At 69.9% G+C, this 23,015-nt stretch carries 21 protein-coding genes; 7 read left to right on the forward strand and 14 right to left on the reverse strand.

Annotated features, from left to right (window positions below; genetic code table 11):
- Window positions 1-2 precede the first annotated feature (2 nt).
- Together SSMG_RS34795 and SSMG_RS34800 are read left to right on the forward strand one after the other, a co-directional pair.
- Entirely contained in the window at window positions 3-284 is a 282-nt protein-coding gene (locus SSMG_RS34795) for a MoaD/ThiS family protein (RefSeq protein ID WP_009083939.1), read from the forward strand.
- Between the two features lie 663 nt (window positions 285-947).
- A complete protein-coding gene (locus SSMG_RS34800) occupies window positions 948-1,574 on the forward strand; it encodes a transglycosylase family protein (protein WP_009083941.1) in 627 nt (208 codons plus the stop codon).
- A gap of 269 nt (window positions 1,575-1,843) precedes the next feature.
- Here SSMG_RS34800 and SSMG_RS47840 read toward each other — a convergent pair whose 3' ends face one another.
- The 4 genes from SSMG_RS47840 to SSMG_RS44500 all read right to left on the reverse strand — a co-directional run bounded on the left by SSMG_RS47840 (window position 1,844) and on the right by SSMG_RS44500 (window position 5,044).
- A complete protein-coding gene (locus SSMG_RS47840) occupies window positions 1,844-2,761 on the reverse strand; it encodes a molybdenum cofactor biosynthesis protein MoaE (RefSeq protein ID WP_037715839.1) in 918 nt (305 codons plus the stop codon).
- The gene (moaC, locus tag SSMG_RS34810) at window positions 2,758-3,186 is read right to left on the reverse strand and encodes a cyclic pyranopterin monophosphate synthase MoaC (RefSeq protein WP_037715841.1); all 429 of its coding nucleotides are present in this window, start codon (window positions 3,184-3,186) and stop codon (window positions 2,758-2,760) included. Before moaC ends, SSMG_RS47840 begins: the two co-directional genes overlap by 4 nt.
- A 139-nt stretch (window positions 3,187-3,325) precedes the next feature.
- Window positions 3,326-4,720, reverse strand: coding sequence for an NAD-dependent malic enzyme (locus SSMG_RS34815; protein ID WP_009083946.1), 1,395 nt, complete (start codon window positions 4,718-4,720; stop codon window positions 3,326-3,328).
- A 147-nt stretch (window positions 4,721-4,867) separates the two neighbouring features.
- Entirely contained in the window at window positions 4,868-5,044 is a 177-nt protein-coding gene (locus SSMG_RS44500; protein WP_086024922.1) for a hypothetical protein, read from the reverse strand.
- A gap of 92 nt (window positions 5,045-5,136) precedes the next feature.
- Between SSMG_RS44500 and SSMG_RS34820 the strand changes: the two genes are divergently transcribed.
- On the forward strand, window positions 5,137-7,377 hold the full coding sequence (locus SSMG_RS34820; protein ID WP_009083949.1) for a helicase-associated domain-containing protein: 2,241 nt from the start codon (window positions 5,137-5,139) through the stop codon (window positions 7,375-7,377).
- Window positions 7,378-7,539: 162 nt separating this feature from the next.
- On the opposite strand, the gene SSMG_RS34825 is transcribed toward SSMG_RS34820, so the two are convergent.
- The 6 genes from SSMG_RS34825 to SSMG_RS34850 form a co-directional block, all read right to left on the reverse strand.
- Entirely contained in the window at window positions 7,540-8,538 is a 999-nt protein-coding gene (locus SSMG_RS34825; RefSeq protein WP_009083951.1) for a DUF742 domain-containing protein, read from the reverse strand.
- Window positions 8,539-8,541: 3 nt separating this feature from the next.
- Complete coding sequence (locus SSMG_RS34830) at window positions 8,542-8,973, reverse strand: roadblock/LC7 domain-containing protein (RefSeq protein ID WP_009083953.1); 432 nt, start codon at window positions 8,971-8,973, stop codon at window positions 8,542-8,544.
- 441 nt (window positions 8,974-9,414) lie between these two features.
- Window positions 9,415-10,020, reverse strand: a complete 606-nt coding sequence (locus tag SSMG_RS34835) for an ATP/GTP-binding protein (protein ID WP_009083957.1) — start codon at window positions 10,018-10,020, stop codon at window positions 9,415-9,417.
- Window positions 10,001-10,777 carry a DUF742 domain-containing protein gene (locus SSMG_RS34840; RefSeq protein ID WP_009083959.1) on the reverse strand — a complete coding sequence of 259 codons (777 nt, stop codon included), beginning with the start codon at window positions 10,775-10,777 and terminating at the stop codon, window positions 10,001-10,003. The genes SSMG_RS34835 and SSMG_RS34840 overlap by 20 nt, the downstream gene beginning before the upstream one ends.
- A gap of 27 nt (window positions 10,778-10,804) precedes the next feature.
- A complete protein-coding gene (locus tag SSMG_RS34845) occupies window positions 10,805-11,245 on the reverse strand; it encodes a roadblock/LC7 domain-containing protein (protein ID WP_009083960.1) in 441 nt (146 codons plus the stop codon).
- Between the two features lie 32 nt (window positions 11,246-11,277).
- A complete protein-coding gene (locus SSMG_RS34850; RefSeq protein ID WP_037715844.1) occupies window positions 11,278-14,337 on the reverse strand; it encodes a nitrate- and nitrite sensing domain-containing protein in 3,060 nt (1,019 codons plus the stop codon).
- A 652-nt stretch (window positions 14,338-14,989) separates the two neighbouring features.
- Between SSMG_RS34850 and SSMG_RS34855 the strand changes: the two genes are divergently transcribed.
- From SSMG_RS34855 to SSMG_RS34870, 4 genes are read left to right on the forward strand one after another with little or no spacing between them, the layout of a single operon-like run.
- Entirely contained in the window at window positions 14,990-16,000 is a 1,011-nt protein-coding gene (locus SSMG_RS34855) for an ABC transporter substrate-binding protein (protein WP_199786072.1), read from the forward strand.
- Window position 16,001: 1 nt separating this feature from the next.
- Window positions 16,002-16,769: an ABC transporter permease gene (locus SSMG_RS34860; RefSeq protein WP_037715847.1), complete on the forward strand. Its 768-nt coding sequence runs from the start codon at window positions 16,002-16,004 to the stop codon at window positions 16,767-16,769.
- Window positions 16,766-17,590, forward strand: coding sequence for an ABC transporter permease (locus tag SSMG_RS34865; protein ID WP_037715849.1), 825 nt, complete (start codon window positions 16,766-16,768; stop codon window positions 17,588-17,590). The genes SSMG_RS34860 and SSMG_RS34865 overlap by 4 nt, the downstream gene beginning before the upstream one ends.
- A 23-nt stretch (window positions 17,591-17,613) precedes the next feature.
- The gene (locus tag SSMG_RS34870; protein ID WP_009083969.1) at window positions 17,614-18,462 is read left to right on the forward strand and encodes an ABC transporter ATP-binding protein; all 849 of its coding nucleotides are present in this window, start codon (window positions 17,614-17,616) and stop codon (window positions 18,460-18,462) included.
- A gap of 55 nt (window positions 18,463-18,517) precedes the next feature.
- On the opposite strand, the gene SSMG_RS34875 is transcribed toward SSMG_RS34870, so the two are convergent.
- The 4 genes from SSMG_RS34875 to SSMG_RS34890 form a co-directional block, all read right to left on the reverse strand.
- Window positions 18,518-19,015 carry a hypothetical protein gene (locus SSMG_RS34875; RefSeq protein WP_009083971.1) on the reverse strand — a complete coding sequence of 166 codons (498 nt, stop codon included), beginning with the start codon at window positions 19,013-19,015 and terminating at the stop codon, window positions 18,518-18,520.
- 13 nt (window positions 19,016-19,028) lie between these two features.
- A complete protein-coding gene (locus SSMG_RS34880) occupies window positions 19,029-20,246 on the reverse strand; it encodes an acyl-CoA dehydrogenase family protein (RefSeq protein ID WP_037715853.1) in 1,218 nt (405 codons plus the stop codon).
- Between the two features lie 124 nt (window positions 20,247-20,370).
- Complete coding sequence (locus SSMG_RS34885) at window positions 20,371-22,011, reverse strand: protease pro-enzyme activation domain-containing protein (protein ID WP_009083975.1); 1,641 nt, start codon at window positions 22,009-22,011, stop codon at window positions 20,371-20,373.
- A 326-nt stretch (window positions 22,012-22,337) separates the two neighbouring features.
- Window positions 22,338-23,015 carry a copper homeostasis protein CutC gene (locus tag SSMG_RS34890; protein ID WP_009083977.1) on the reverse strand — a complete coding sequence of 226 codons (678 nt, stop codon included), beginning with the start codon at window positions 23,013-23,015 and terminating at the stop codon, window positions 22,338-22,340.

The raw sequence follows: 23,015 nt of genomic DNA on the forward strand, positions 1-23,015 counted from the left end.
CGATGACCTCTCCCTCTGTGCCCGCTTCTCCGGTGACGGTCGTCGTCCGGTACTTCGCCTCGGCGCGGGCCGCGGCGGGCACCGAGGAGGAGAAGGTGGAGCTGGCGGCGGGCGCGACGGTGGCCGACGCCGTCCAGGCGCTGCGCGAGCTGCACCCCGGGCAACTTTCCCGTGTTCTCGACGCGGCGAGCTTCCTGGTCAACGAGGTGGCGGTCCGCGATCGCGGCCGCGCGCTCAGTGACGGGGCCCATCTGGACGTCCTCCCGCCGTTCGCCGGCGGATGAGCCGCCGGAAAGGCCCCGTTCACCCGGCTGAGCGCCGCGTGCACGGCCGGAGCGGCGGTTTCCGGTCGATTGGTCCGGACCACGACGAATGGCGGCACTGGCGCGCTGAGCGGTCAACGCGCTTTATCCCTACTCTCCGAAGCGTTTCGCTCACGGCTTATTTGCGCAGCTCAAAGAACCACTCGGCGGGCAGTGGCCGACAGTTGACGAGTGGTTTAGAGTGCTCGCCCTTATCTGCTGCGAATGGCCCCTTGACGCCTTATCGACGTGACCCAAGCCTCACGATCCGTGAAATATCTCGGCAAGAAAACGGGCAGATAACGACGCTCTGACCAGCGCAAACAGGCGGATCGAGACAGGTTGCGTGCCGTTACTGTGACGTAGGTCACACCCCGAATGATTTCCGATCACGCTCGGAATTACGTACCGTCGCTTTTCGGTTGGCCCCGACCGACCAAGCAACACCGGGAATCCGTAGCGCCCAGCTCTGTCCAACGGATCCCCGGACCCATACCCCGAGCGAAAGCATTTCCGGACAGAGACGAGGGGACGAAGACGGCGCGTCGTGCGACGTCCGCGTCAGCCGCCCGGCAACGGGCGGACGGGCTCCCAACCCGACCCGCAGCATCGAGCTCGTAGGCGCAGGAATCGAGAAGTTTTCAGATGTCTTACCGAGGCAAGCACCGCAAGATGTCCGCCGCCACCCGCACCATTGCCCGTGTCGCAGTCGCGGGTATCGCGGTCGGCGCCCCCCTCGCGATCGCCGCGACCCCCGCGTCGGCGACGAACTGGGACGCCATCGCGCAGTGCGAGAGCGGCGGCAACTGGAACACCAACACCGGAAACGGCTACTACGGTGGTCTCCAGTTCACCCAGAGCACCTGGAAGGCCTACGGCGGCACCGGCAGCCCGCAGGGCGCGTCGCGCGAGCAGCAGATCGCCGTCGCCGAGCGCGTGATGCAGGGCCAGGGCCCCGGCGCGTGGCCGGTGTGCAGCAAGAAGGCCGGCAGCTCGGCCTCCGCGCACAAGGCGACCCCGAAGAAGAGCACCGCCACCAAGAAGGCGACCCCGAAGAGCGACGCCCCGAAGAAGGTGGCCCAGCCGGTCGCCGCGCTGGTGGCGAACTCCAACCCGAACGGCGACTACACCGTCAAGGCTGGCGACACGCTCTCGAAGATCGCCAAGGAGAACAACATCCAGGGCGGCTACCAGAAGCTGCAGGACCTGAACAAGCAGTACGTGTCGAACCCGAACTTCATCGTGGTCGGCCAGAAGCTCGCCACCAAGTGAACCCTGGCCTCCTCGTGAGGCTGGTTCCGGCGCAGCGACTGCTGTGACAGAACGCCCGAAGGGCCCCACCGCGTCAATCCCCTGGCGGTGGGGCCCTTCGTCGTCTCCGGGCTCTACGTCTCCGCACGCCCTCCCCACGCGTCGCCAGATCGCTCACCGCCTCGGCGAGCACGTCGCCGGGGCACAGAACGCCCGAAGAGGCCCCACCGCGTCAATCCCTCGCGATGGGCCTTTCGTCGTCTCCAGGCTGCTGAACAGCGCTCACGGGGTCAGGGCGAGTTGACCCACTCGTCCGTGCCGTCGGTGAAGTGCTGGTGCTTCCACACCGGAAGCCGCGCCTTCACCTCGTCCACCAGCTCCGCGCACGCCGTAAAAGCCTGGCCGCGGTGCTCGGCGGCGACCGCGCAGGCAAGCGCCACGTCCCCGATCGTCAGCGCGCCGACCCGATGGCTCACCGCCACCGCCCGTACGCCCTTCCAGCGCGCCGCCAGGTCGTTGACCACCTCGGCGAGCACGTCGCGGGCCGTCGGGTGGCCCTCGTAGGTCAGATCGCGCACGCCCTTGCCGCCGTCGTGGTCGCGGACCACTCCGGAGAACGTGACCACGGCGCCCGCCGCGTCGTCCTCCACCAGTCGCGCGTGTTCCTCGACCGACAGCGGCTGGTCGCTCACGTCCGCGCGCAGGATCCGGACCGCGGGACCCGACGGCTCGCGCGGGTGGTCTCCACCGGCCAGCTGGTCCACCGCGTGCTCGAGAATGTCCTCCAGCACCCGCAGACCGTCCTTCACGCCGCCGCTCGACCCGGGAAGGTTCACGACGAGGGTCCGGCCCGCGATCCCGGCCACGCCGCGCGACAGCACCGCGGTGGGCACCTTCGGCAGTCCGGCCGCGCGGATCGCGTCCGCGACGCCGGGCAGCTCGTAGTCCAGCACCGCGCGGGTGACGTCCGGGGTCCGGTCGGTCGGCGAGATGCCGGTGCCGCCGGTCGTGAGGATCACCTGGACGCCGTCGGCCACCGCGGCCCGCAGGGCGACGCCCACCGGGTCGCCGTCCTCGACGACGACCGGCGGCGGCACGTCGTAGCCCCGTCCGGCCAGCCAGGCGACGAGCACCGGGCCGGTCTTGTCCTCGTAGACGCCTCGCGCGGCGCGGTTGGACGCGACGATGACGCGCGCGGTCTTGGTCATGGCCGCTCCCAGGTCCCGGTCTTGCCGCCGTCCTTGCGGAGCAGCCGCACGTTGTCGAGCGTCGCGGCCGGATCGACGGCCTTGATCATGTCGTGCAGCGTCAGCCCGGCGACCGCGACGGCGGTGAGCGCCTCCATCTCGACCCCGGTGACGTCCTTGGTCTTGGCCGTCGCACTGATGTGCACGGCGGTTTCGGCCAGTTCGAACTCCACCTTGACCCCGGACAGCGCGATCTGGTGGCACAGCGGGATCAGCTCGGGCACCCGCTTGGCGCCCATGATCCCGGCGATCCGCGCGGTCGCCAGCGCGTCGCCCTTGGGAAGGCCGTTGGCCGAAAGCAGGCCGACGACCTCCGCCGTGGTGTGGACGGTCCCGCCGGCCAGCGCGGTGCGCGCGGACGCGGTCTTGCCGGAGACGTCGACCATCCGGGCCGCCCCGGACTCGTCGACATGGCTGAGTTCACTCACGCCCGCGAGGCTACTGCGCAACTCCGCCCAAAGTCCGTGAAGGGCTCCTTCAGGGAATCTGATTCCCTCAAGGAGCCCTTCACGGACGGAGCCTGGGTCAGCTGGCGCGTTCGGCGCGGACGGCGTTGCGCACCGCTTCCGCGACCGCCGGGGCCACCGCGCTGTCGAACACGCTCGGCACGATGAACGACGCGTTGAGCTTGCCGTTGTCCACCACGTCGGCGATCGCGTCGGAGGCGGCCAGCAGCATGTTGTCGTCGATGTTGTGCGCGGCGGCGTCGAGCAGGCCGCGGAAGACGCCCGGGAACGCCAGGACGTTGTTGATCTGGTTCGGGAAGTCGCTGCGGCCGGTGGCGACGACCGCGGCGTGCTTCTGGGCTTCCAGCGGGTCGATCTCCGGGTCCGGGTTGGCCAGCGCGAACACGACCGCGTCGTCGTTCATCTTGGCGACCTGCTCCGCGCCGAAGAGGTTCGGGGCCGAGACGCCGATGAAGACGTCCGCGCCGACCAGCGCGTCGTGCAGGGTGCCGGACTTGCCGTCCTTGTTGGTGTGCTCGGCGATCCAGGTCAGGTTGTCGTCGAGGTTGCCGCGCTCGGGGTAGACGATGCCGTCGATGTCGGCGGCCACGATGTCGCCCGGGTTCTTGCGCAGCAGCAGCCGGATGATCGCGGAACCGGCCGCGCCGACGCCGCTGACCACGATCTTGCAGTCCTCGATGTTCTTCCCGACCACGCGCAGCGCGTTGCGCAGCGCGGCGACCACGACGATCGCGGTGCCGTGCTGGTCGTCGTGGAAGACCGGGATGTCCAGCTGCTCGCGCAGCCGCTTCTCGATCTCGAAGCAGCGCGGCGCGGCGATGTCCTCGAGGTTGATGCCCGCGTACACCGGCGCGAGCGCCTTCGCGATCATGATGATCTCTTCGGTGTCCTGGGTGTCCAGGCAGACTGGCCACGCGTCGACGCCGGCGAACTTCTTGAACAGCGCCGCCTTGCCCTCCATCACCGGGAGCGCGGCGGCCGGGCCGATGTTGCCGAGGCCGAGCACGGCCGAACCGTCGGTGAGCACCGCGACGGTGTTGCGCTTGATCGTCAGCCGGCGCGCGTCCTCGGGGTTCGCGGCGATCGCCTGGCACACGCGGGCGACCCCCGGCGTGTACGCGCGGGACAGGTCATCACGGTTGCGGAGCGCGACCTTGGGGCTGACCTCGATCTTGCCGCCGAGGTGGATCAGGAACGTCCGGTCCGAGACCTTGCGCACCTGGACGCCGGGCAGCGAATCGAGCGCCTGCGTGATGTCCTGCGCGTGGTTTTCCGACAGCGCGTTGGCGCTGATGTCGACCACGATCATGTCCGCGTGCGATTCGACGACGTCGAACGCCGTCAGCACGCCGCCGACGCGGCCGACCGCGGTGGTGAGATCGCCCGCCGCCGTGGACGAGGCCGGGGCCTCGACCCGGACGGTGATCGAATACCCGGGACCGGGAACCGGCATGACACGTACTCCCCGCAGGTGGTGTGGGTTCGGACGGCTCGAATCTAGTCCGGTGACCCGCGCCACCCCACCCCAACCGGGTGACTGACCAGTAACTTCAGGCCCGGGGCGCCGCGGCTCGCGGCGCTCCCGGACGCGGTCCGCAGGTCAGCGGTTGATCTCGGTCTCCGGGTGCACGTAAGGCACCTGCTCGAGCGGGAAGGCCAGGTCGCCGAACGGCGAAAGCGCTCCCTGCCGGTCCGAGGACAGCTCGGTGACCGGGTGCTCGCCCGGCTCGCCCGGCCACGTCGGGTCGATGCCCTTGCTCTTGTCGCCCTTCGCCACTGCTTCCTCCGAGGCCCTCGTCCGGCAAACTCGCACACAGTCTGCCCGAACACTCCTCGTCCGCGCGCACCCGCCCGGTATCCTGGGTTTCTATGCCCGCGACCTCTCTGGCGGACTGGCTGCGTGCGGAGTCCGACGACGCACTCGCCGAACTGCTGCGCACGCGTCGCGATCTGTCCACCCCTCCTCCGTCCGACACCACCGTGCTCGCCACCCGCGCGGGCACCCCGGGGTCGGTCGCCCGCGCCTGCGAGGACCTCGACACGTTCACCCTCGCGGTGATGGACGCGCTCCTGGTCGCCGGGGCCGACGCCGAGCCGACGCCGGTGTCCGCGGTGACCGCGCTGGTCGGCCGGGACATCAGCGAACCGCTCGCCCGGCTGCGCGCCCGGGCGCTCGTCTGGGGCACCGACGAGGAGCTGCGAGTGCCGCCCGCGGCCCGCGACGCACTCGGGCCGTTCCCCGCCGGGCTCGGCGCGCCTTCGCCCGCGCTGGCCGCCACCGACCTCGACGCGCGGCTCGCGGAGGTCGGCGACGACGAGCGGGCCGTGCTCACCGCGTTGGCCGCCGGGCCGCCGATCGGCCGCACCCGCGACGCGAGCTTCGACGTCGGGCTGTCCGACGCGGCCACGCCGGTGCAGAAGCTGCTCGCGCGCGGCCTGCTGCTGCGCCGCGACGACCAGACCGTCGAGCTGCCCCGCGAACTCGGCCTGCTGCTGCGCGGCGGACTCGCCTTCGAACCGGACACGCTCGTCGAGCCCGAGCTGCCCGTCCATCCACATCGGACGGACACAGTGGACAAAACCGCGGCCGGCGAAGCGATGGAGCTGCTGCGGCAGACGGAATCCCTGCTGCGGATGTGGTCGGATTCGCCGCCGCCGGTACTCAAGGCGGGCGGGCTCGGCGTCCGCGAACTGAAGAAGGTCGCGAAGGACCTCGAAGCCGACGAGACCCGCGCGACGCTGCTCGTGGAGCTGGTCGTCGGCGCGGGACTCGTTGCGGACAGCGAAAACACCGCCCCGGAATACGTGCCCACCATGCTCACCGACAGCTGGCTCGCGTCGCCTTCGGTGCAGCGGTGGATGACGCTCGCGCAGGCATGGCTGGAACTTCCGCGGCTGCCCGGTCTCGCCGGCGGCCGCGACGCGAAGGACAAGCCGATCGCGCCGTTGTCCGAGGAGTTGCGACGTCCGCTCGCGCCGGTCGCACGGCACCGCGTGCTTTCCGCGCTGGCCGAGCTGAATCCGGGCGCTGGCGTGAAAAGCGTCGACGAACTGGTGGCAATGCTGGCCTGGCGCGCGCCCCGGCGAGGCGGTCGGCTGCGCGATGAAGCCGTCCGCTGGACGATGGCCGAAGCGACCGCGCTGGGTCTCGTCGGCCTCGGCGCTCTCTCCACTGCTACGCGGCTCCTGCTGGAGGACGATCGCTCCGGCGCGGTCGAGGCAATGCACGACGCGCTGCCCGCGCCGGTCGACCACGTGCTGGTGCAAGCGGACCTGACGGTCGTCGCGCCGGGTCCGCTGGAGCCGGAGCTGGCGGCGGACATGGCCGCGGTCGCGGACGTCGAATCCGCTGGCCACGCAACGGTTTACCGGATCACCGAGCCTTCGGTGCGGCGCGCGCTCGACACCGGACGGACCGCGGACGAGCTGCACGCGATGTTCCGCAACAAGTCCGCGACCCCGGTGCCGCAAGGCCTCACGTACCTGATCGACGACGTCGCCCGCCGCCACGGCCGTCTCCGCGGCGGTACCGCGGGTTCGTTCCTGCGCTGCGACGACGAGGCGTTGCTCGCCGAAGTACTCGCGCATCCGGTGGCCGCGGAATACGACCTGCGCCTGATCGCGCCGACGGTGCTGATCAGCTCCGCACCGTTGGCCGAAGTACTGGAAGCCTTGCGCGGCGCGGGTTTCGCCCCCGCGGCGGAAGGACCGGACGGCCGGGTGGTCGACCTGCGCCCCACCGGCCGCCGGCTGCCTGCCCGCACCCGCGCGGCCCGCGCCCGGCCGGGCGAACAGGCAGTGTTGACCGACGAGCAGGCGACGCGGATCGTCTCGAATCTCCGCGCCGGAGACCAAGCTTCGGCCCGCCGCCGGGGCTCAACGGTGCGCGCGCCAGGCGGCGGAGGCGCGGACACGACGGCAACGCTCGACCTGCTGTCCCGCGCGACCCTCGAACAACGCGAGGTGTGGATCGGCTTCGTCGACTCGCGCGGCACGGCGAGCCAGCGCGTGGTGCGCCCGCTGCGCGTCGGCGGCGGGGTGCTGGAGGGCGCGAACCACGAGCGGTATCCGTTGCACCGCATCACTTCCGCCGCGTTGGTCGAGGACTGAGGCCTCCCCAATGTGGCATTGGGTGCATCCCACGCACCCAAAGTGGCATTCGGTGCGTTCAGCGCACCCAAAGTGGCGTTCGGTGCGTTGAGCGCACCCAAAGTGGCATTGGGGCGGCTGCGGGCCAGCGCCGCGTGACCGGAGGCAGCGCGGCACCAGCGGTCAGAGGTTGCGCAGCCCCTGCAGCACTCGCTCCATGAACTCCCGCGACGAGCGGTCCCCCAGCACCAGATCGGTCTGGTGCAGCATGACGAGCCCGATGTCCGCCATGTCGCCCACCAAGACCTTCACCACTCCGAGCGGCAGGCGCAGGTGCGCGGCGATCTCCGCGACCGACCGGGTGTCCAGGCACAGGTCGCAGATCCGCCGGTGCTCGATCGAGCGCACCCCGCGGTAGCGGCGGCCCTCGTCGCTGGTGGAGACCAGTGCTTCGAGCGCGAGATTGTGGTCCGAGTGCGTGCGGCCGCGGGTGCGCGCGTACGGGCGCACGCGCGATTTCGTCGGCTGGGCGGGCGGTTCCGGCTGCGCGGGCTCCTCGTTGGCCCAGAACCGGTCCAATTCGGACACTCCGGAGGCCGGACCCGGATCGGCGTACGAGTCCGCCGGAGGTTCTTCGGGCAGCGCGTGCCTGCTGCGGGCGGCTTGTTCGACGTGCTCCCGCTGGTACGCCGAACCTTCCGGCACCACGCGGTCGTCCGGGCCGGGCGAACCGGCGTACTCGTCGAACGAGTACGGGTCATGCGCCGCGGGGCGGGCAGGCGGGGGCGGCTCTTCCCAGCGGTGGCTGGCCTGGGGCTCTTCCCAGTAACCGGATTCGCCGTCCTCGACCCATTCGTAGCCGTCGTCCCAGCTCTCCGCCGGAGCCGGAGCCGGAGCCGGAGCAGGAACGGGAGGCGGGGCCACCGGGCGCGGGACGACCGCCTGCTGCACCGGACGCGGCGCGGGCGCGGGTGCGGGCACCGGACGTGGCGCGGGCTCCGGACGCTGCGCATGCCGCGAAGAAGGCGGAGGCGGGGTGGCCCGAGGCTGTCGATGCGGCAACCGGAGGGTCAGCGAACTCAGCTCGTACCGGCTCGGCGAGTCGAACGACTCCCGTTCCGTGCCTTTGTGGAGGGCGTCCCAGGCGCCCGTGTCCTGGTCTCCGAAACCCGAGATCTTCATCGGCTACCCCAGCACCCCGCCGCCCTGCAGCTGTGCGCGCAGTTCCGGCGTGATCTGCTCGCCGACCCGCTCGACCAGCAGGGTCATCTCGTACGCGACCGTCCCGATGTCGCACGTCGGCGCGGCGAGCACGGCGAGACAGGACCCGTCCGAGACCGACATCAGGAACAGGTACCCGCGTTCCATCTCGACCACGGTCTGGTTCACGCCGCCCGCCTCGAAGCACCGCGCCGCGCCCTGGGTCAGGCTGATCAGGCCGGACGCCACCGCCGAGAGCTGCTCGGCGCGTTCCTGCGGCAACCCCTCCGAAGGCGCGAGCATCAGTCCGTCCGCCGACACCAGCACCGCGTGCGCCGCACCCGGGACCCGGCGCACGAAATCCGAGATCAGCCAGCTGAACGTGCCCTGGTCCGCTGGCCGGTCGGAATCGGTCACTGCCCCTCCAAGCTCCTCGAACGCTGCCGGACGCCCGTTCGCCGCCCTCGGGCCATCCTCGCCCGGCCGCGGTGAAGTCGTCGTTCCAGCGTATTCACGCACCCGGTCGTGTCGAGCGTGTGCCCGGGCACGGTACGTGTCTGCCGGATGTAACGTCGCGCGAACGCATGCACAACCACGCATTCGCGGGTCACTCGGTGGTGGCGGCGGCCACCGTGCGCAGCGGGATGTCCGTGCAGGTCACCGCCGGTCCGACGCCCCGATCAGGGGCGGCCGGCCTCGGCCGCGAGGGGGCGGGACCACTCAGGCCGCCCCTCTCGGAGACACCACTCCCCGAAGCGGGTGAAGCCCGTGGAGTTCACTCCAACGGCCGCACCCGAGCCGGGGGGTAACGGGAATCGGACGCCTCCTTCGCAGCCGGCGACGGGGACCGAAGCGGGACTAGCCCGCCCGCAAAGCCGTGTCGTGCGCGATCGCGTGCTGCACGACGGAGATCAGCACCTGCTTCGCCGACTCCCGCTCCCGCGCGTCGCACGCCATGATCGGCACCGACGGCGAGATGGTGAGCGCGTGCCGCACGTCCTCGATCTGGTGGTGCAGCAGCCGGTCGAAGCAGTTGATCGCCACGACGTAGGGCAGCTTCCGGTTCTCGAAGAAGTCGATGGACGGGAACGCGTCCGCGAGCCGCCGCGTGTCCACGAGCACGACCGCGCCGATCGCGCCCACCGCGAGGTCGTCCCACATGAACCAGAACCGGTGCTGGCCCGGCGTGCCGAACACGTACAGCACCAGGTCGGAGTCGAGCGAGATCCGGCCGAAGTCCATGGCCACCGTGGTGGTCGACTTGTTCGGCGTGGCCGACACGTCGTCGTGGCCCACGCTGGCCTCGGTCATCATGGCCTCGGTGGTCAGCGGGTCGATCTCGGAGATCGCCCCGACCAGAGTCGTCTTGCCCGAACCGAACCCACCCGCGACCACGATCTTGGCCGACGAGGTCGGACCCGTATGCGGTGTGTTCGCGTCGGAGTCAAATTCTCCGAAGCCCACTGAGCACCCTTTCCATGAACTCGATACTGGGGCGGTCGCCCGAATTCGTGCTGCTGCTCGTGTGCACGAGCACCAGGCCGAGGCCCGCCACGTCACCAATCAGCACCCGCACCACGCCGAGCGGCAGCCGCAGCAGCGCGGCCACCTCGGCGACCGACCGGGTGTCGAGGCACAGGTCGCAGATCGACCGGTGCTCCGGCACGCGGACGCGGTCGAGCACCCTGCCCTGCTCGCTCGTCGACACCAGCGCCTCGATCGCGAGGTCGTAGGTCGGTTTCGTGCGTCCCCGGGTGCGGAAGTAAGGCCGGACCAGCCCGGAGGTCTCCACCTCGGCGGGCTCGTCCGCGTATTCCCCGGCCGCCTGCAGCGGCAGCGCCGCGGCCAGGTCGTTCGACGGCGAACTCGGGGGCCCGGGCGACCGGTCGCGTTCGGCGCTGAACGCGGCGAACTCGGCCGAGTCGTACAGCGGCCCGCTCGCGCCGCCGAACAGCTCCGAACCCGGTCCGCCGAGCAACCGCTCGCGGTACCCGGGCACCGCGGTGATGCCCGGCTGCTGCCCGGCGTTGGAATCGGTCAGCCAGTTCGGCGGTTCGCGCACCGGCTCCGAATCCGCGGCGTGGACGTCCCTCGAACGCCATTCGCGGTCGACCCGGTCCCGGAAGGACTTCCAGTCCTCCCGGCTCTGATCCCGATCGCCCCAGCCGCCGGTGTGCTCGTCACCGAGCCGGCCGTCGCCGCGCAAGCGCCCGTCGTCCACGGTTTACTCCTGTAGTCCTAGGTCCGCCTAGCGACGGACCGCAGCGCCCTGCAGTTGTGCCCGCATCTCCGGTGTCAGCTGCTGGCCGACCCGTTCGACCAGCAGAGTCATCTCGTACACCACCAAGCCGATGTCGCTTTCCGGCGAGCCCAGCACCGCGAGGCACGAGCCGTCGGACACCGACATCAGGAAGAGGAATCCGTTCGCCATCTCGACCACGGTCTGCGCGACCGGGCCGCCCTCGAACACCTTCGCCGCCCCGCGCGCGAGGCTGGTCAGCCCCGAGGCGACGGCCGCCAATTGGTCCGCCCGGTCCTTCGGCAGCCCGCGCGAAGACGCGAGCAGCAGACCGTCGGCCGAGACGACCACCGCGTGCGCCGCACCGGGCACCCGGTGGACGAAGTCCGTGATCAGCCACGCGAAGCTGCTCGCCGCGCTGCCGCCGGCCTGCCTGCCGTTCGGCTGCACCGAGCCGCCTCCCGGCTGCACTCCCGCCCGTGTCACTCTCGCTCCTCACTGCTGTCGCTCACATACCCGGCCCCGGTGACGCGAACCCCGTCGTCGTCGAGCCGGGCTTCCGGCGGCCGCTCCTTCAGCGCGTGCCTGCCGGACTTGTACCCACGCTGGAAGCTTGCCATCCGGCTGCGGGCAGCCGTCGCCGAGCGGGTGATCGCACCCGTTCCGGGCATTCCGGCGGTCGCGTCGGTGAAGGAGTTCTGCTGCTGCGCCGGTTCCGGCGCGTTGCCGATCGAGCCGGGGACCAGGTACGCGTTGGGCACGCGCTTGGGCAGCCCGGCGGGCGTGATCTCCTCGTTCTTGGATTCGAGCAGCGACTGCGCCGCCTGCCAGCCCTCGTCGGAGACGCTGTGCCAGCTGTCGTCCTCCGGTTCGTCGGAACCGGGGTAGAGCGGCGTCGATTCGAGCTTCTCGGGCACCCGCTCCCGCGGTTCCGCCGGGGCTTCTTCCTGCTCGGCGGCGGGGGCCTCGGCGGCTTCCGGCTCCGGCGACGAGGACTGCGCCGTCGCGGGCTCGCTGTCCTCGCCTTCGCTGAACCAGCGCGACAGCACCGACTGGTAGATCGGCAGCCGCCGGGTGGGCACGTCGTCCTCGAGCGCTGCGGAACCGTCCGGCTCGGCGGGCGGCGGTTCCTTCGGGGATTCCGGCGCGACGTACTTCGGCTCCCGCTTCGGCAGCACCAGCGGCGGGAATTCGGTCTGCGCCAGGCTCGCGCCCTCGCCGTACGATTCGCGCGTGAGCGGCGCGAGGTCCTCCGCGGTCGGCCACGCCGGCGCTTCCGAAGCGGGCGTCGCCGGGCTGAGGAACGGACCGGCCGCCCGGTTGCCCGCGACGAGGTCGTCGAGGCTGATCGGCTGGTCGAGCGGGACCAGGCCGCCGTTCTCGGACGCTCCGGCCGAACCCGTCGAGCCCAGCGCCTCGGTCAGCTCGGCGGACGAGGGCGGCGGCGCGAGCGGAAGCGGGTTCGAGGGCTCCGGGTCGCGGTTGACCGGCGGGAGGCTCGGGTGCGAGACCTCGTTGCGGTTCGGCGGCGGCGGAGTGTTCCGCATCGTCGGCGAAACGGTCCGGACCTGGGTCAGCAGCTCGGCCGGGACCACGACGCGGGCGATCACGCCGCCCTCGATGTCCTCGTTCTCCCGCAGCCGCACCTCGATGCCGTGCCGCTGGGCCAGCCGCGCGACCACGTACAGACCCATCCGCCGGGTCACCGACACGTCCAGGTCCGGCGGGTCGGCGAGGCGCTCGTTGACCTCGGCGAGGCGTTCCTCGCTCATCCCGACGCCGTGGTCGGTGACCTGGATCGCCAGCGCCTTCTTGCGCGTGATGACCGCGCGGACGGTGATCTTGGTTTCCGGTTCGGAGAAATAGGTCGCGTTGTCGAGCAGTTCCGCGAGCACGTGCACGAGGTCGTGGATCGCGAGGCCCTGCACCGCCACCTCGGGCACGATGCCGATCTCGATGCGGGCGTACTGCTCGATCTCCGACACCGCCGCGCCGATGACGTCGGCCGCCGGCACCGGCTTGGGCACCGACTTCGCGAGGCCCGCGCCCGAAAGCACCAGCAGCGATTCGCCGTTCCGGCGCAACCGGGTCGCCAGGTGGTCGAGTTCGAACAGGCTCGCGAGATGGTCCGGGTCCTGCTCGTCGGCCTCGAGCCGGTCGATCACGCCGAGCTGGCGTTCCACCAGCCGCTGCGACCGCCGGGAGAGGTTCACGAAGATGCCGTTGACGTTCTCGCGCAGCAGTGCCTGTTCGGCGGCCATCTTGACCGCCTGCTCGTGCACCACGTCGAACGAGCGCGCCACTTCGCCGATCTCGTCGCGGGTGAGGACCGGGACCGGGTCGACCGCCTTCTTCGACGCGTTGACCGGGTCCGGGTCGTCCAGGATGGCCTGCACGGTTTCCGGCAGCCGGGTGTAGGCGACGTCCAGCGCGGTCTTCCGCAGCACCCGCAGCGGGCGCAGCATCAGGCGGGCGATGACGAGCATCAGCATCAGCGCGGCGACCAGCGCGGCGAGGACGATGACGCCGCCGACCCACGCGGACCGCACCGCGTTGCTGGCCATTTCGTCGGCCTGCGCGCGCAGCTGGGTCAGCAGGTTGACCTCGACCGCGCGCAGTTTGTCGGCGGCGACGGTGGAGTCCTGGCCGAGCTTGGTGCCGTCGAGGTTGAGCGGCTGGCCGCCCTGCGCGAAGGAAAACGCCTGTGTCTGCAACCGCCGACGCTCGTCGACCTCGGGGCCGGAGTAGGTGTCGTTGTAAAGCTGGACCTGGTCGCCGGTGGCGTTGGCCAGGAACGCGGTGATCGACGCGTCGCCGCTGGCCTCGGCGGCCCGGGTCTCGTCGATCAGGTTGCCCGGGAAGCCGTCGCGGAACGCGGCGATCTGCAGCGCGGAGTCGCCGCGGAGGATGAACTCCTTCGCCTCGCTGATCGACTGCGTGCTCGTGCCGAGGCGGAGCAGGTCGCGGTTGGTGGTCGCGGTGGAGACCTCGCGGCCGAGCTGGATCAGCGAGTCGAGCACCGAAGAATAGGTGTCGAGGACCGCGCGGTCGGAGTAGGCCGACGTGGTCATCGCCGCGCGCAGCGGGCGCAGCGCGTCGAGGCGCTGGAGGCCGTGCGCGTACCGGTCGCTCGCCGCCTGGTCCTCGTTGTCGAGGTTGACCGCGGCGTTGCGCAGGTCGTCGACGTCGCGGTCGACCTTGGCCATCTGCGCGTCGAGGCCGGTCTGGCGCAGCGGGTCCCCGGACGAGATCCGGACCACGGCCAGCGCGCGCTCGCGCTGCAGGTCGTGCACCACCGCGGTGACCTTCTCGGCGAAGGCGACCTGGTTGGCGGTGTGGTTGAGGTCGACCGCCGACCGGACGTCGTCGACCACGCGCAGCACGCCGAGCACCAGCGCGGTGACCGTGGGGATGAGGAGAATGAGCGCGAGCTTGGACCGCAACCGCCAGTTGCCGAGCGCGAGCCAGGACCGCTGCTGCGCGGTCCCCGCGTTCTCCTGAGCGGAGGCCTCCCCTGCCCCCGCGGTGTCTTCGTTCGGCACCGCCGCACCACCGTCCGGGCCCGAGGGGCCCGTTGATTCCGAACCTGCCGTGCTCGTGGCCACTACGCGCACGCTCCCGGCAGGTCATCCGCCACCTGAGTGGTCTGGACCGCGCCCCGGACCGTTACACCCTTTCGAGTGAAAAGATCGACTTCGAGATGCGACTGCCCGTCGCCTCGGGCGCGGAATCGGTTCAGGTCTGGCATGACGTTCGGTCCCCGCACGTGGTCGATCTCTTAGTCCGTTCGGCCGAGGCCACCCCCCGCCGGCTTGTCGCCGGCGTGCGCGGAGAGCCTTTTCCCAAGTCCGGGCTCTCACTACATCGGTGGTCCACACCTCACATTGCAGGAGCAGAGGGTAGCGAACGCTTGGCCCATTTGTAACCCTCCAGAAGTTGCCCGGAGAGCACCCAGGCAGCGGATCAAGGCCCATCGGGCACCCACGGCACGTTCACATACCCCGCCATACCAGCGGATTCGATCACCTGATCGAGTGACCAGTGCCACTTCTGAATCGTATATGAACACCCATTGTGAGTGATCGTCCTGTTTCTCTACAGTAGCCGCGTGACTCCGGACAATGAGCCACCTTCCCCCCGCGTCCATCCCAGACGCGGGCCCATTTGCTAGGAGCGACCTTGTTTGATGAAGCGGTGAGCAGCCGGCGCGGCTACGGCAGGCGCGGGTTCCTGTCTCTCGCGATGGCGGGCGGCGTGGCCTTGACCGCCAGCGGGTGCGGCCTGCTGGGCGGATCGGACGATTCGGGCGGCTCGAAGGGCGGCTCCGGGGTCGAGAAGGCCAAGATCAAGGTCTCGATCATGCCGACGATCGACGTGGCGCCGTTCCACCTCGCGGTCCAGAACGGCTACTTCAAGAACGAGGGTCTCGAGGTCGAGGCCGTCGACGCCGCCAGCGGTGACGCGTCGCTGCAGAAGCTGCAGGCGGGCGAGGTCGACATCGCCTACGCGAGCTACACGCCGTTCTTCATCGCCAAGAGCAAGGGCGCCGCGGACATCAAGCTCGTCGCCGACGCTTCCTCGGCCGGCCCGAAGAGCACCGAGGTCGTGGCCATGCCGAACAGCAACATCAAGAGCGTGCACGACCTGGCGGGCAAGAAGATCGGGATCACCGCCACCAACACGATCTGCGACACCCTGACCAAGTCGGTCATGCGCGACAACGGCGTGAACTTCACCGACGTGAAGTGGGTTTCGCTGCGGTTCCCGGACATCGGCCCCGCGGTCAAGCGCGGCGACATCGACGCGGGCTTCCTGACCGAGCCGTTCATCACGCAGTCGGCGAAGGTCAACGGGACGGTCGAGGTCATCGACACCGCTTCCGGCGGCACCAAGGACTTCCCGACCGCGGGCTACGGCTCGCTCGGCAAGTTCACCGACGCCAACCCGAAGACCGTCGCCGCGTTCCAGCGCGCGATGCTGCGCGCCACCAAGGAAGCGTCCGACCGCTCCAAGATCGAGCCGCTGATGATCCAGTACTCGAAGGTGGACGAGGCGACCGCGAAGATCACGAACCTGCTGACCTTCCAGTCCACTTTGGACGCGCGACGCATCCAGCGCGTGCCGGACCTGCTGCAGCAGTTCGGTTCCATCCAGTCGAAGATCGACGTGCAGTCGATGATCGTCCCGCAGGCGAACGCGTCCTGACGTGCGCCTCGTCCGGAACCTGACCGGCCTGCTCGGCTTCCTCCTGATCTGGGAGGCCGTCGTGCGGGCCGGTCTGATCGACCAGAACGACCTTCCCCCGCCGAGCGTCGTGTTCGCCCGGATCGGCGAACTGCTCGGCGACGTCGAATTCGTCCGCGACGTGATCGCCTCGGTGCTCGCGTGGATGATCGCGCTGCTCATCTCGATCGCCATCGCGGTTCCCGCGGGGCTTTTGCTCGGCAGCATCCCGTGGCTGCGCGACGCGACCAAGGCGATCGTCGAATTCCTGCGGCCGATCCCTTCGGTGGCCTTGATTCCGCTGGTGCTGATCGTCGTCGGCGGCGGCCCGGAAGCGAAGATCACGCTCGCCGTGTACGCGGCGGTGTGGCCGATCCTCTTCAACACCATTTACGCGCTGGCCGAGATCGACCCGCTGCTGCTGGAAACCGCGCGCACGTACGGAACTCCGCGCGCTCGCGTGCTGACCTCGGTCGCGCTGCCGCACGCCGCGCCGTTCGTGTTCACCGGGATCCGGCTGTCCGCGGCGATTTCGCTGATTCTCGTGATCAGCACGGAATTCCTGGCCGGGGCGAAACTCGGCATCGGGCAGTTCGTCCTCGAGGCCAGTTCCGGACCGGGCCGGATGGACCTGGTGCTCGCCGGGACGGTCATCGCCGGGATCCTCGGCTTCCTCGTCAACGAGGGCCTGGAACGACTGGGGCATCGGCTGTTCCGCTGGAGCAGCGCCGTCGAAGGAGCCGCCGCGTGAGCGTGGTCGAGAAGCCGTCCACCGTGACGCGCCGGATGAGCCGCGGCCTCGGCGGGTTCGCCCGCAAGTGGCTGCTGTTCGCGATCGTGGTGGTGCTGTGGGAGATCGCGACCCGGCTGAGCGAAAGCGTGTTCTTCCCGCCGCCGTCGAAAATCGCCGCCGCGGCGGCGAAACTGTGGTTCTCCGGGCCTGCCTCGCAGGTGTTCCTCGGCGACCCGGTGTTCGACCACATCCTGCCGAGCCTCGGCCGGGTGCTCGGCGGCTGGCTGCTGGCGGTGGTGATCGGCGTGGCGCTCGGCACCGCGCTGGGCCGCTCGCGCACCGGAATGGATTACGTGGGGCCGCTGTTCGCGTTCTTCCGCGCCATCCCGCCGCCCGCGCTGGTGCCGGTGTTCATCATCCTGTTCGGCATCGGGCCGGGCATGCAGACCGCGACCATTATTTTCGGTTCGCTGTGGCCGGTTCTGATGAACACCGTGGACGGAGTCCGGTCGGTCGACAAGGTCAAGGTGGAGACGGCGCGCGCGTTCCGCACGCCGAAGCGGTACTGGATCGGGCTGGTCGTGCTGCCCTCGGCGCTGCCGAAGATCTTCGCCGGGCTCCGGCTGTCGCTTTCGATCGCGCTGATCCTGATGGCGATCTCCGAACTGGTGGGGGCGCTCAACGGCATCGGCTACGCGCTGCTCGCCGCCCAGCGCTCGTACGACTTCGACCAGATGTGGGCGTGGATCGTGCTGCTGGGCATCCTCGGGTACGGGTTCAACGCCGCGCTGCTCGGCCTCGAACGCCGGGTGCTCGGCTGGCAGCCCGGCCGGAACTAGGAAGGTTTCCCGTTATGTCGACCATGCTCGAGGTCTCCGGCCTCAGCCACCGCTACGGCAGCGGCGAGTCCGCGCACGTCGCGGTCAACGAACTGTCGTTCACGGTGGAGTCCGGACAGCTGGCGTGCATCGTCGGCCCGTCCGGCTGCGGCAAGTCCACCCTGCTGCGCGCGATCGCCGGCCTGATCCCGCCGACCGCGGGCACGGTGAGCCTGCACGGCGACCGCGTCACCTCGGTGCCGGACGATCTCGCCGTGGTGTTCCAGGACTACAGCCGTTCCCTGTTCCCGTGGCTGTCGGTCGCGAAGAACGTCGAATTCCCGCTGCGCTGGAGCAAACTCGACAAGGCGACCCGGCGCGCCCGGGCCGCCGAGGCCCTCGAAGCGGTCGGCCTGTCCGCCGCGGTGAACAAGTACCCGTGGCAGCTGTCGGGCGGCATGCAGCAGCGGGTGTCGATCGCCCGCGCGCTGGCGAGCCGCCCGGCGCTGCTGCTGATGGACGAGCCGTTCGCGTCGGTGGACGCCCAGACGCGGTTCGAACTGGAAGACCTGCTGCGCCGGGTCCAGGTCGAACAGGGCACGACGGTGCTGCTCGTGACGCACGACATCGACGAGAGCGTGTACCTGGGCGACCGGGTGCTGGTCCTGTCGAAGTCGCCCGCGCGGATCGTGGCGGATCTGCCGGTGGACCTGCCCGCCCAGCGGGACCAGATCACCACGCGGGAATCAGCGGAATTCGTCTCGCTGCGCGGCGAAGTGGCTCGGCTGCTGCACGGCCCGGCGGTCCAGGCGGCGGCTGATCTGGCGGAGCAGGAGGCGGCGGAGGCGGCTGCTTCGGAAGCGACGGACACTGTCGTTTCGGAGAAGAAGTAGTCACAGCTTCGGGAACCGCACCGAGACGTCCGCGAGAGCGTCGAGGGTTCTGGAATCAACTTGTCCGGCAACGGTTTCCGTCTCGGCGACCACCATCGGCCGTCCGTCCACTCTGGACTGGAAGTGGTGCCCGGAGAACTTCACGCCGTCGAGGCCGAGCAGGGCAGGGCCTGGGGGGTTTGATGTCCCCGCTGCCCTGCACCTCCTCGACCTTCTCGCAGCCTTCGGCGTCGCTCTTCTTCGGAAACCACACGCGGGCAACGGAAATCACCGCGGCGTTGCCGTGCCCGTCGCCGACGGCGAAGAGATTTCGGTCCAATGAGGTGCAGCGGTGCTCCGCGAGGCAGTCGCGGACGCCGTCGGTGGAGTTCCGCAGGCAGTCGATCTCGTGTTTGGCCGTGTGCTTGAGCTGTTTGAGCTTGAACCGGCTGAAGGTCTCGTCCTCGCGACCGCGTTTCGCGGACTTCTTGCCCTCGGCCGCGCTGGAGCCCACACTCGCGGCACCGCCGATCCCGGCTGCGGTGCCGCCTCCGACGGCGGCGACGATCGCCACCGGGTTCCCCCGTTCAGCCCTTGGCGCGCGAATCCGGCCCAGTCTCGTCCGGACCGATCTCCGGCAACGTCCGCACCCCCAGCACGTTGGCCCCCACCAGCTTCCGGGTCGCCAGGTTTCCCATCGGCATGAACGTGCTCGCCTGCACGTCCCGCCACATTCGCTCGAACGGCAGCGCCTTCGTGTAAGCCATGCCGCCCAGCGCGTCGACCAGGCGCTGCATTACCTGGACCGCGTTGTTCGCCGCCGTGTACTTCACGATCGCGCTGCGGGCCACGCCGTCCTGGATGTCTCCGGTGAACAGGCGGCGGCTCGTCACCTCGTCGGCCTGGCGGTAGATCAGCGCGCGCGAACTTTCCAGCAGGATCTGGCATTCGCCGATCACGTCCTGCAGCACCGGATCCTCGGCCTTGCCGCGCTGGATCAGCGTTCGCACGGTCCAGTCCAGCGCACCCGCCGCGATTCCCGTGTAAACCGCCGAGAACGCGGGCATCGCCCAGGCCCACACGGTTTCCAGCACTCGCGAGTCGAGGTGTTTCACCGGCAGCGAATGCACGACCGCGGCGTCCTCGACGAACACCTTGTCGAATTCGACGTCGTTGCTCTGGGTGCCGCGCATGCCCATGGTGTTCCACGTCTGGTGGATCGTCACGCCCGGCTGGTCCAGCGCGATCTGGCACAGCAGCAGCCGCGGGCCGCCGTCGGCTGCCTCGTAGCGGGCGGTGGTCGAGCAGTGCGTGGCGACCGCCGAGTTGGTCGCGAAGCTCTTGCGGCCGGTCAGTTCGAAGCCGCCTTCGACGCGGACCGCGCGGGTTTTCGCGTCCGTCAGGTCGTTGCGCAGACCCGTTTCGCTGGTGATCGACGCCCAGACCAGTTCGCCGTCGACCGCTTTGCGCAGCAGTTGCTCCAGCCGGGGAGCCTTCGTGCGCCGCCACACGCTCGCCCACTGTCCCAGCGGCGACAGGTGCATCGTGAACGCCAGCGCGGTCGCGCCGTCGCCTATCGCGAGCCGTTCCAGCACCGGCAGGATTTCCGGCAGCCCGGCGCCGAAGCCGCCGAGTTCTTCCGGGACCGACAGCCGGAGGAAGCCCGCCTCCCGCAGGTCGTCGTAGTTCTGGTGCGGGAAGGTGTTGTCCCGGTCGTGCTCGGCCGCGCGCTCGGCGAAAATGTCCGCGAGCTTGGCGGCTCGGTCGACGAGGACCTGCTGCTCAGGCGTCAGGAGAGGCTGCACCCGGCCATCAAAACAGCGTCCCGGATCTTGGTCAATCAGCCATTGTCCGCAGTCGCCCCCGGTCCACAAGACACGCGCGAGCGCCTGCCCCGGCAACCGGGACAGGCGCTCGCGAAAGCGGTGCTCAGCCGATCAAGGTGGACAGTCCGGAGCCGTTGAACGAGCCCCAGCCAGTCGTCTGGTCGTAGCCCTTGCCCGCGGAGAAGCCGGTGGTGCCGTTGAAGGTGTTGTTGCCGGTGGTCACGTCGTGGAAACCGGAACCGTACGAGGAACCGTTGCCGATGCTGTAGAACTTCGGGTTCAGGTTGCCGAGGCCGCCCTTGTGGACCTGGTTCTGCAGCGCGGCGAAGCCCGCCCACAGCGGAGCCGCGCCCGAGGTGCCCCACACGTTCCCGGTCTGTCCGCCGGAGATGATCGTGTAGGCCGAACCCTGCGCCGCGTCACCCGCGACGTCCGGGACCTTGCGCTTGGTCGTGCTCTGCTTGGACTGCCACGACGGCGCGGCGAAGAGCGTCGAGATGCCACCGCCGCCGGCCCCGCCCGTGGCACCGTCGTTCCACGTCGTCTCGCTGCTGTAGCCGTTCGTCGAGGTCACCGACAGCTGCGTGCCGCCGACGCCGGAGACGTTCGGGCTCGACGCCGGGAAGTCCACGGCCTGCGCCTTGCTGCCGGTCTGGCGGGCGCAGTCGGTGGTGCCGTCGTCGCCCGCGGCGGCGAAGTAGCTGATGCCCTCGGCGGTGCCGGTCGCGATCGCCTTGTCGACGCTGTTGGCCGCGGCCGAGCCCTCCGCCGCCTCGCAGGAGCCCCACGAGATCGAGACGACGCTGACCTGCTTGTCCGACGCGATCTTCTGGTACATCGCCAGCTCGCCCGCGTTGGAGTTCGGTGCCTCGTACACGTAGTCGTTGGCCGGGGCGGCGAGCGCGTGCACGACCTCGATGTCCAGGTCGACCTCGGTCTGGCCGTCGCCGGGGCTGGCGTCGTAGTTGGCTCCGTTGACCGAAACCGTGTTGACCGTGCCCGCCTTGAGGCCGTACTTGGTGTCGTACGCGGTGATGTCGGACTTCTTGTAGCCGTCGAACTCCACGAAGCCGACGTTCACTCCCGCGCCGGTGGCGGACATGCCGCTGGTGCCGTACGCGGTTTTGAGGACGGCCGGAGTCACCGGCTTGACCGTGCGCGGCGCCGCCGCCGGTTTCGCGTGGTGCTTCACCGCGTGGTTGTCGAGGCCGACGACCGAATCGACCACCGCGGACACCGACGCGGGCAGTTCCGGCGCGGAGTCGTTCGCGTAGAACTTCCGGCCGGTGACGGTGTCGGTGTAATTGCCGAGCCGCGTATGGAAGGCGGATTCCAGCTGGCCGGCAGTCGCCGAGAAGGTGATCGCCTGGCGGTTTCCGGAAACCTCAATGCCCTGCGCACCGCTGCGCTTGAGGAAATTCACCGCCTGCTCCGCTTCGGCCTGCGTTGGGCCGAATGCCGCAGTGAATTGCTCCGGAGAGAGGAAATGGCGGTACTGCGGCGACGCCGGGTCCTGCACGTCGGCGAGGAACCGGGCCAGCGCCTGCTGGTTGTGCAGCTTGAGGGACAGGGCGGCGGGAATCTGCTGCTCAGCGGCGACATCGCCGGACCGCGCGCTGGCGGCGAGCGGGGCGGCGTTGCCGGAAAGGGCGACCAGCGGATCGGCGTTCGCGACGCCGGCCACGGACAGGCACAGCAACGCCGGCAGCGGAACCGCGGCGGCGACGAGCTTGCGCAAGCGCATGAGAATTCCTCTCGAGAGGCGGGGACCGGGCCGGCTAAATCGCGGTACCGACCCGTATCCCGACCCTAAAAAACCGTTCGAAACAAAGAAACCTACTTTTGGCTGTCCTTATCGCGGGTTGGTTTGTTTTCCACTTGCACGATTTATGACTGATTACCGCCGCGATGTCCCGCCGAATCCGGAAACCATCGGACGTCGGAAGACGGAAGCCCCGGACATTCCGGACCGCTTGCGCGCACACCCGCACTGTGCTCGTCAAGCAAAAAAGGGAACCTTGCCGGAATCGGAATTCCCGGCGAGGTTCCCTTCTCGAATGGACTAGCGGGTCAGCCTTTGACGAGTTCGGCCCATTCGCGCACGGCCGCCGCGTCCACCGGAGCGTCCCACCCGGACGGACGCACCGCGCCGCCGACGTGGAAGCCGCGCACGCCGCCGGCCCGCAGCAAATGCACCTGCTGCGCCCGCAGGCCGCCGCCGACCAGCAGCGTGGGGCCGTCGGTCCGCCGCGCCAGCTGCTGCAGCACCGACAGTCCACTCGCGACACCGTTCGCGTGCCCCGCCGCGAGCACAGTGTCGCAGCCAAGCTCGGCCAGCACGTCGTACGCGGCGATCGGGTCGCGCGAACGGTCGATGGCGCGGTGGAACGTCCACGGCCGTCCGTCGATCTCCTTCAGCAGCGCGCGGCACGCTTCGGCGTCGACCTCGCCGTCCTCGGTCAGGAAGCCGAACACGAACTCCCGCGCGCCCGCGGACACCAGCCGGGCCGCCGAAGCGCACAGCTCGTCGATCGCGCGGGCGTCGAAAGTGTTCTCCGCGCGCAGCATCACGCGCACCGGCAAATCAGTGGCCGCGAGCACCTCGCGCACCGTCGCCTCGCTCGGGGTGAGCCCGTCGCTGGCCATGTCGGAGACCAGTTCGAGCCGGTCCGCTCCGCCCTCTTGCGCCCGCTCCGCGTCCCGCGCGCCCAGCGCGATCACTTCCAGCAGGGCGGTGTTCGAACTCAT

This window comes from Streptomyces sp. AA4 (assembly GCF_000158875.1).
In the GTDB taxonomy this organism is placed as follows: Bacteria; Actinomycetota; Actinomycetes; order Mycobacteriales; family Pseudonocardiaceae; genus Amycolatopsis.

Excerpts from the sequence above, each read along its gene's own strand:
- SSMG_RS34820 (WP_009083949.1), top strand. The coding sequence starts at position 5,137 with ATGCCCGCGACCTCTCTGGCGGACTGGCTGCGTGCGGAGTCCGACGAC.
- SSMG_RS34870 (WP_009083969.1), top strand. The coding sequence starts at position 17,614 with ATGCTCGAGGTCTCCGGCCTCAGCCACCGCTACGGCAGCGGCGAGTCC.
- SSMG_RS34800 (WP_009083941.1), top strand. The coding sequence starts at position 948 with ATGTCTTACCGAGGCAAGCACCGCAAGATGTCCGCCGCCACCCGCACC.
- SSMG_RS34795 (WP_009083939.1), top strand. The coding sequence starts at position 3 with ATGACCTCTCCCTCTGTGCCCGCTTCTCCGGTGACGGTCGTCGTCCGG.
- SSMG_RS34885 (WP_009083975.1), bottom strand. The coding sequence starts at position 22,011 with ATGCGCTTGCGCAAGCTCGTCGCCGCCGCGGTTCCGCTGCCGGCGTTG.
- SSMG_RS47840 (WP_037715839.1), bottom strand. The coding sequence starts at position 2,761 with ATGACCAAGACCGCGCGCGTCATCGTCGCGTCCAACCGCGCCGCGCGA.
- SSMG_RS34890 (WP_009083977.1), bottom strand. The coding sequence starts at position 23,015 with ATGAGTTCGAACACCGCCCTGCTGGAAGTGATCGCGCTGGGCGCGCGG.
- SSMG_RS34825 (WP_009083951.1), bottom strand. The coding sequence starts at position 8,538 with ATGAAGATCTCGGGTTTCGGAGACCAGGACACGGGCGCCTGGGACGCC.
- SSMG_RS34815 (WP_009083946.1), bottom strand. The coding sequence starts at position 4,720 with ATGCCGGTTCCCGGTCCCGGGTATTCGATCACCGTCCGGGTCGAGGCC.
- moaC (WP_037715841.1), bottom strand. The coding sequence starts at position 3,186 with ATGGTCGACGTCTCCGGCAAGACCGCGTCCGCGCGCACCGCGCTGGCC.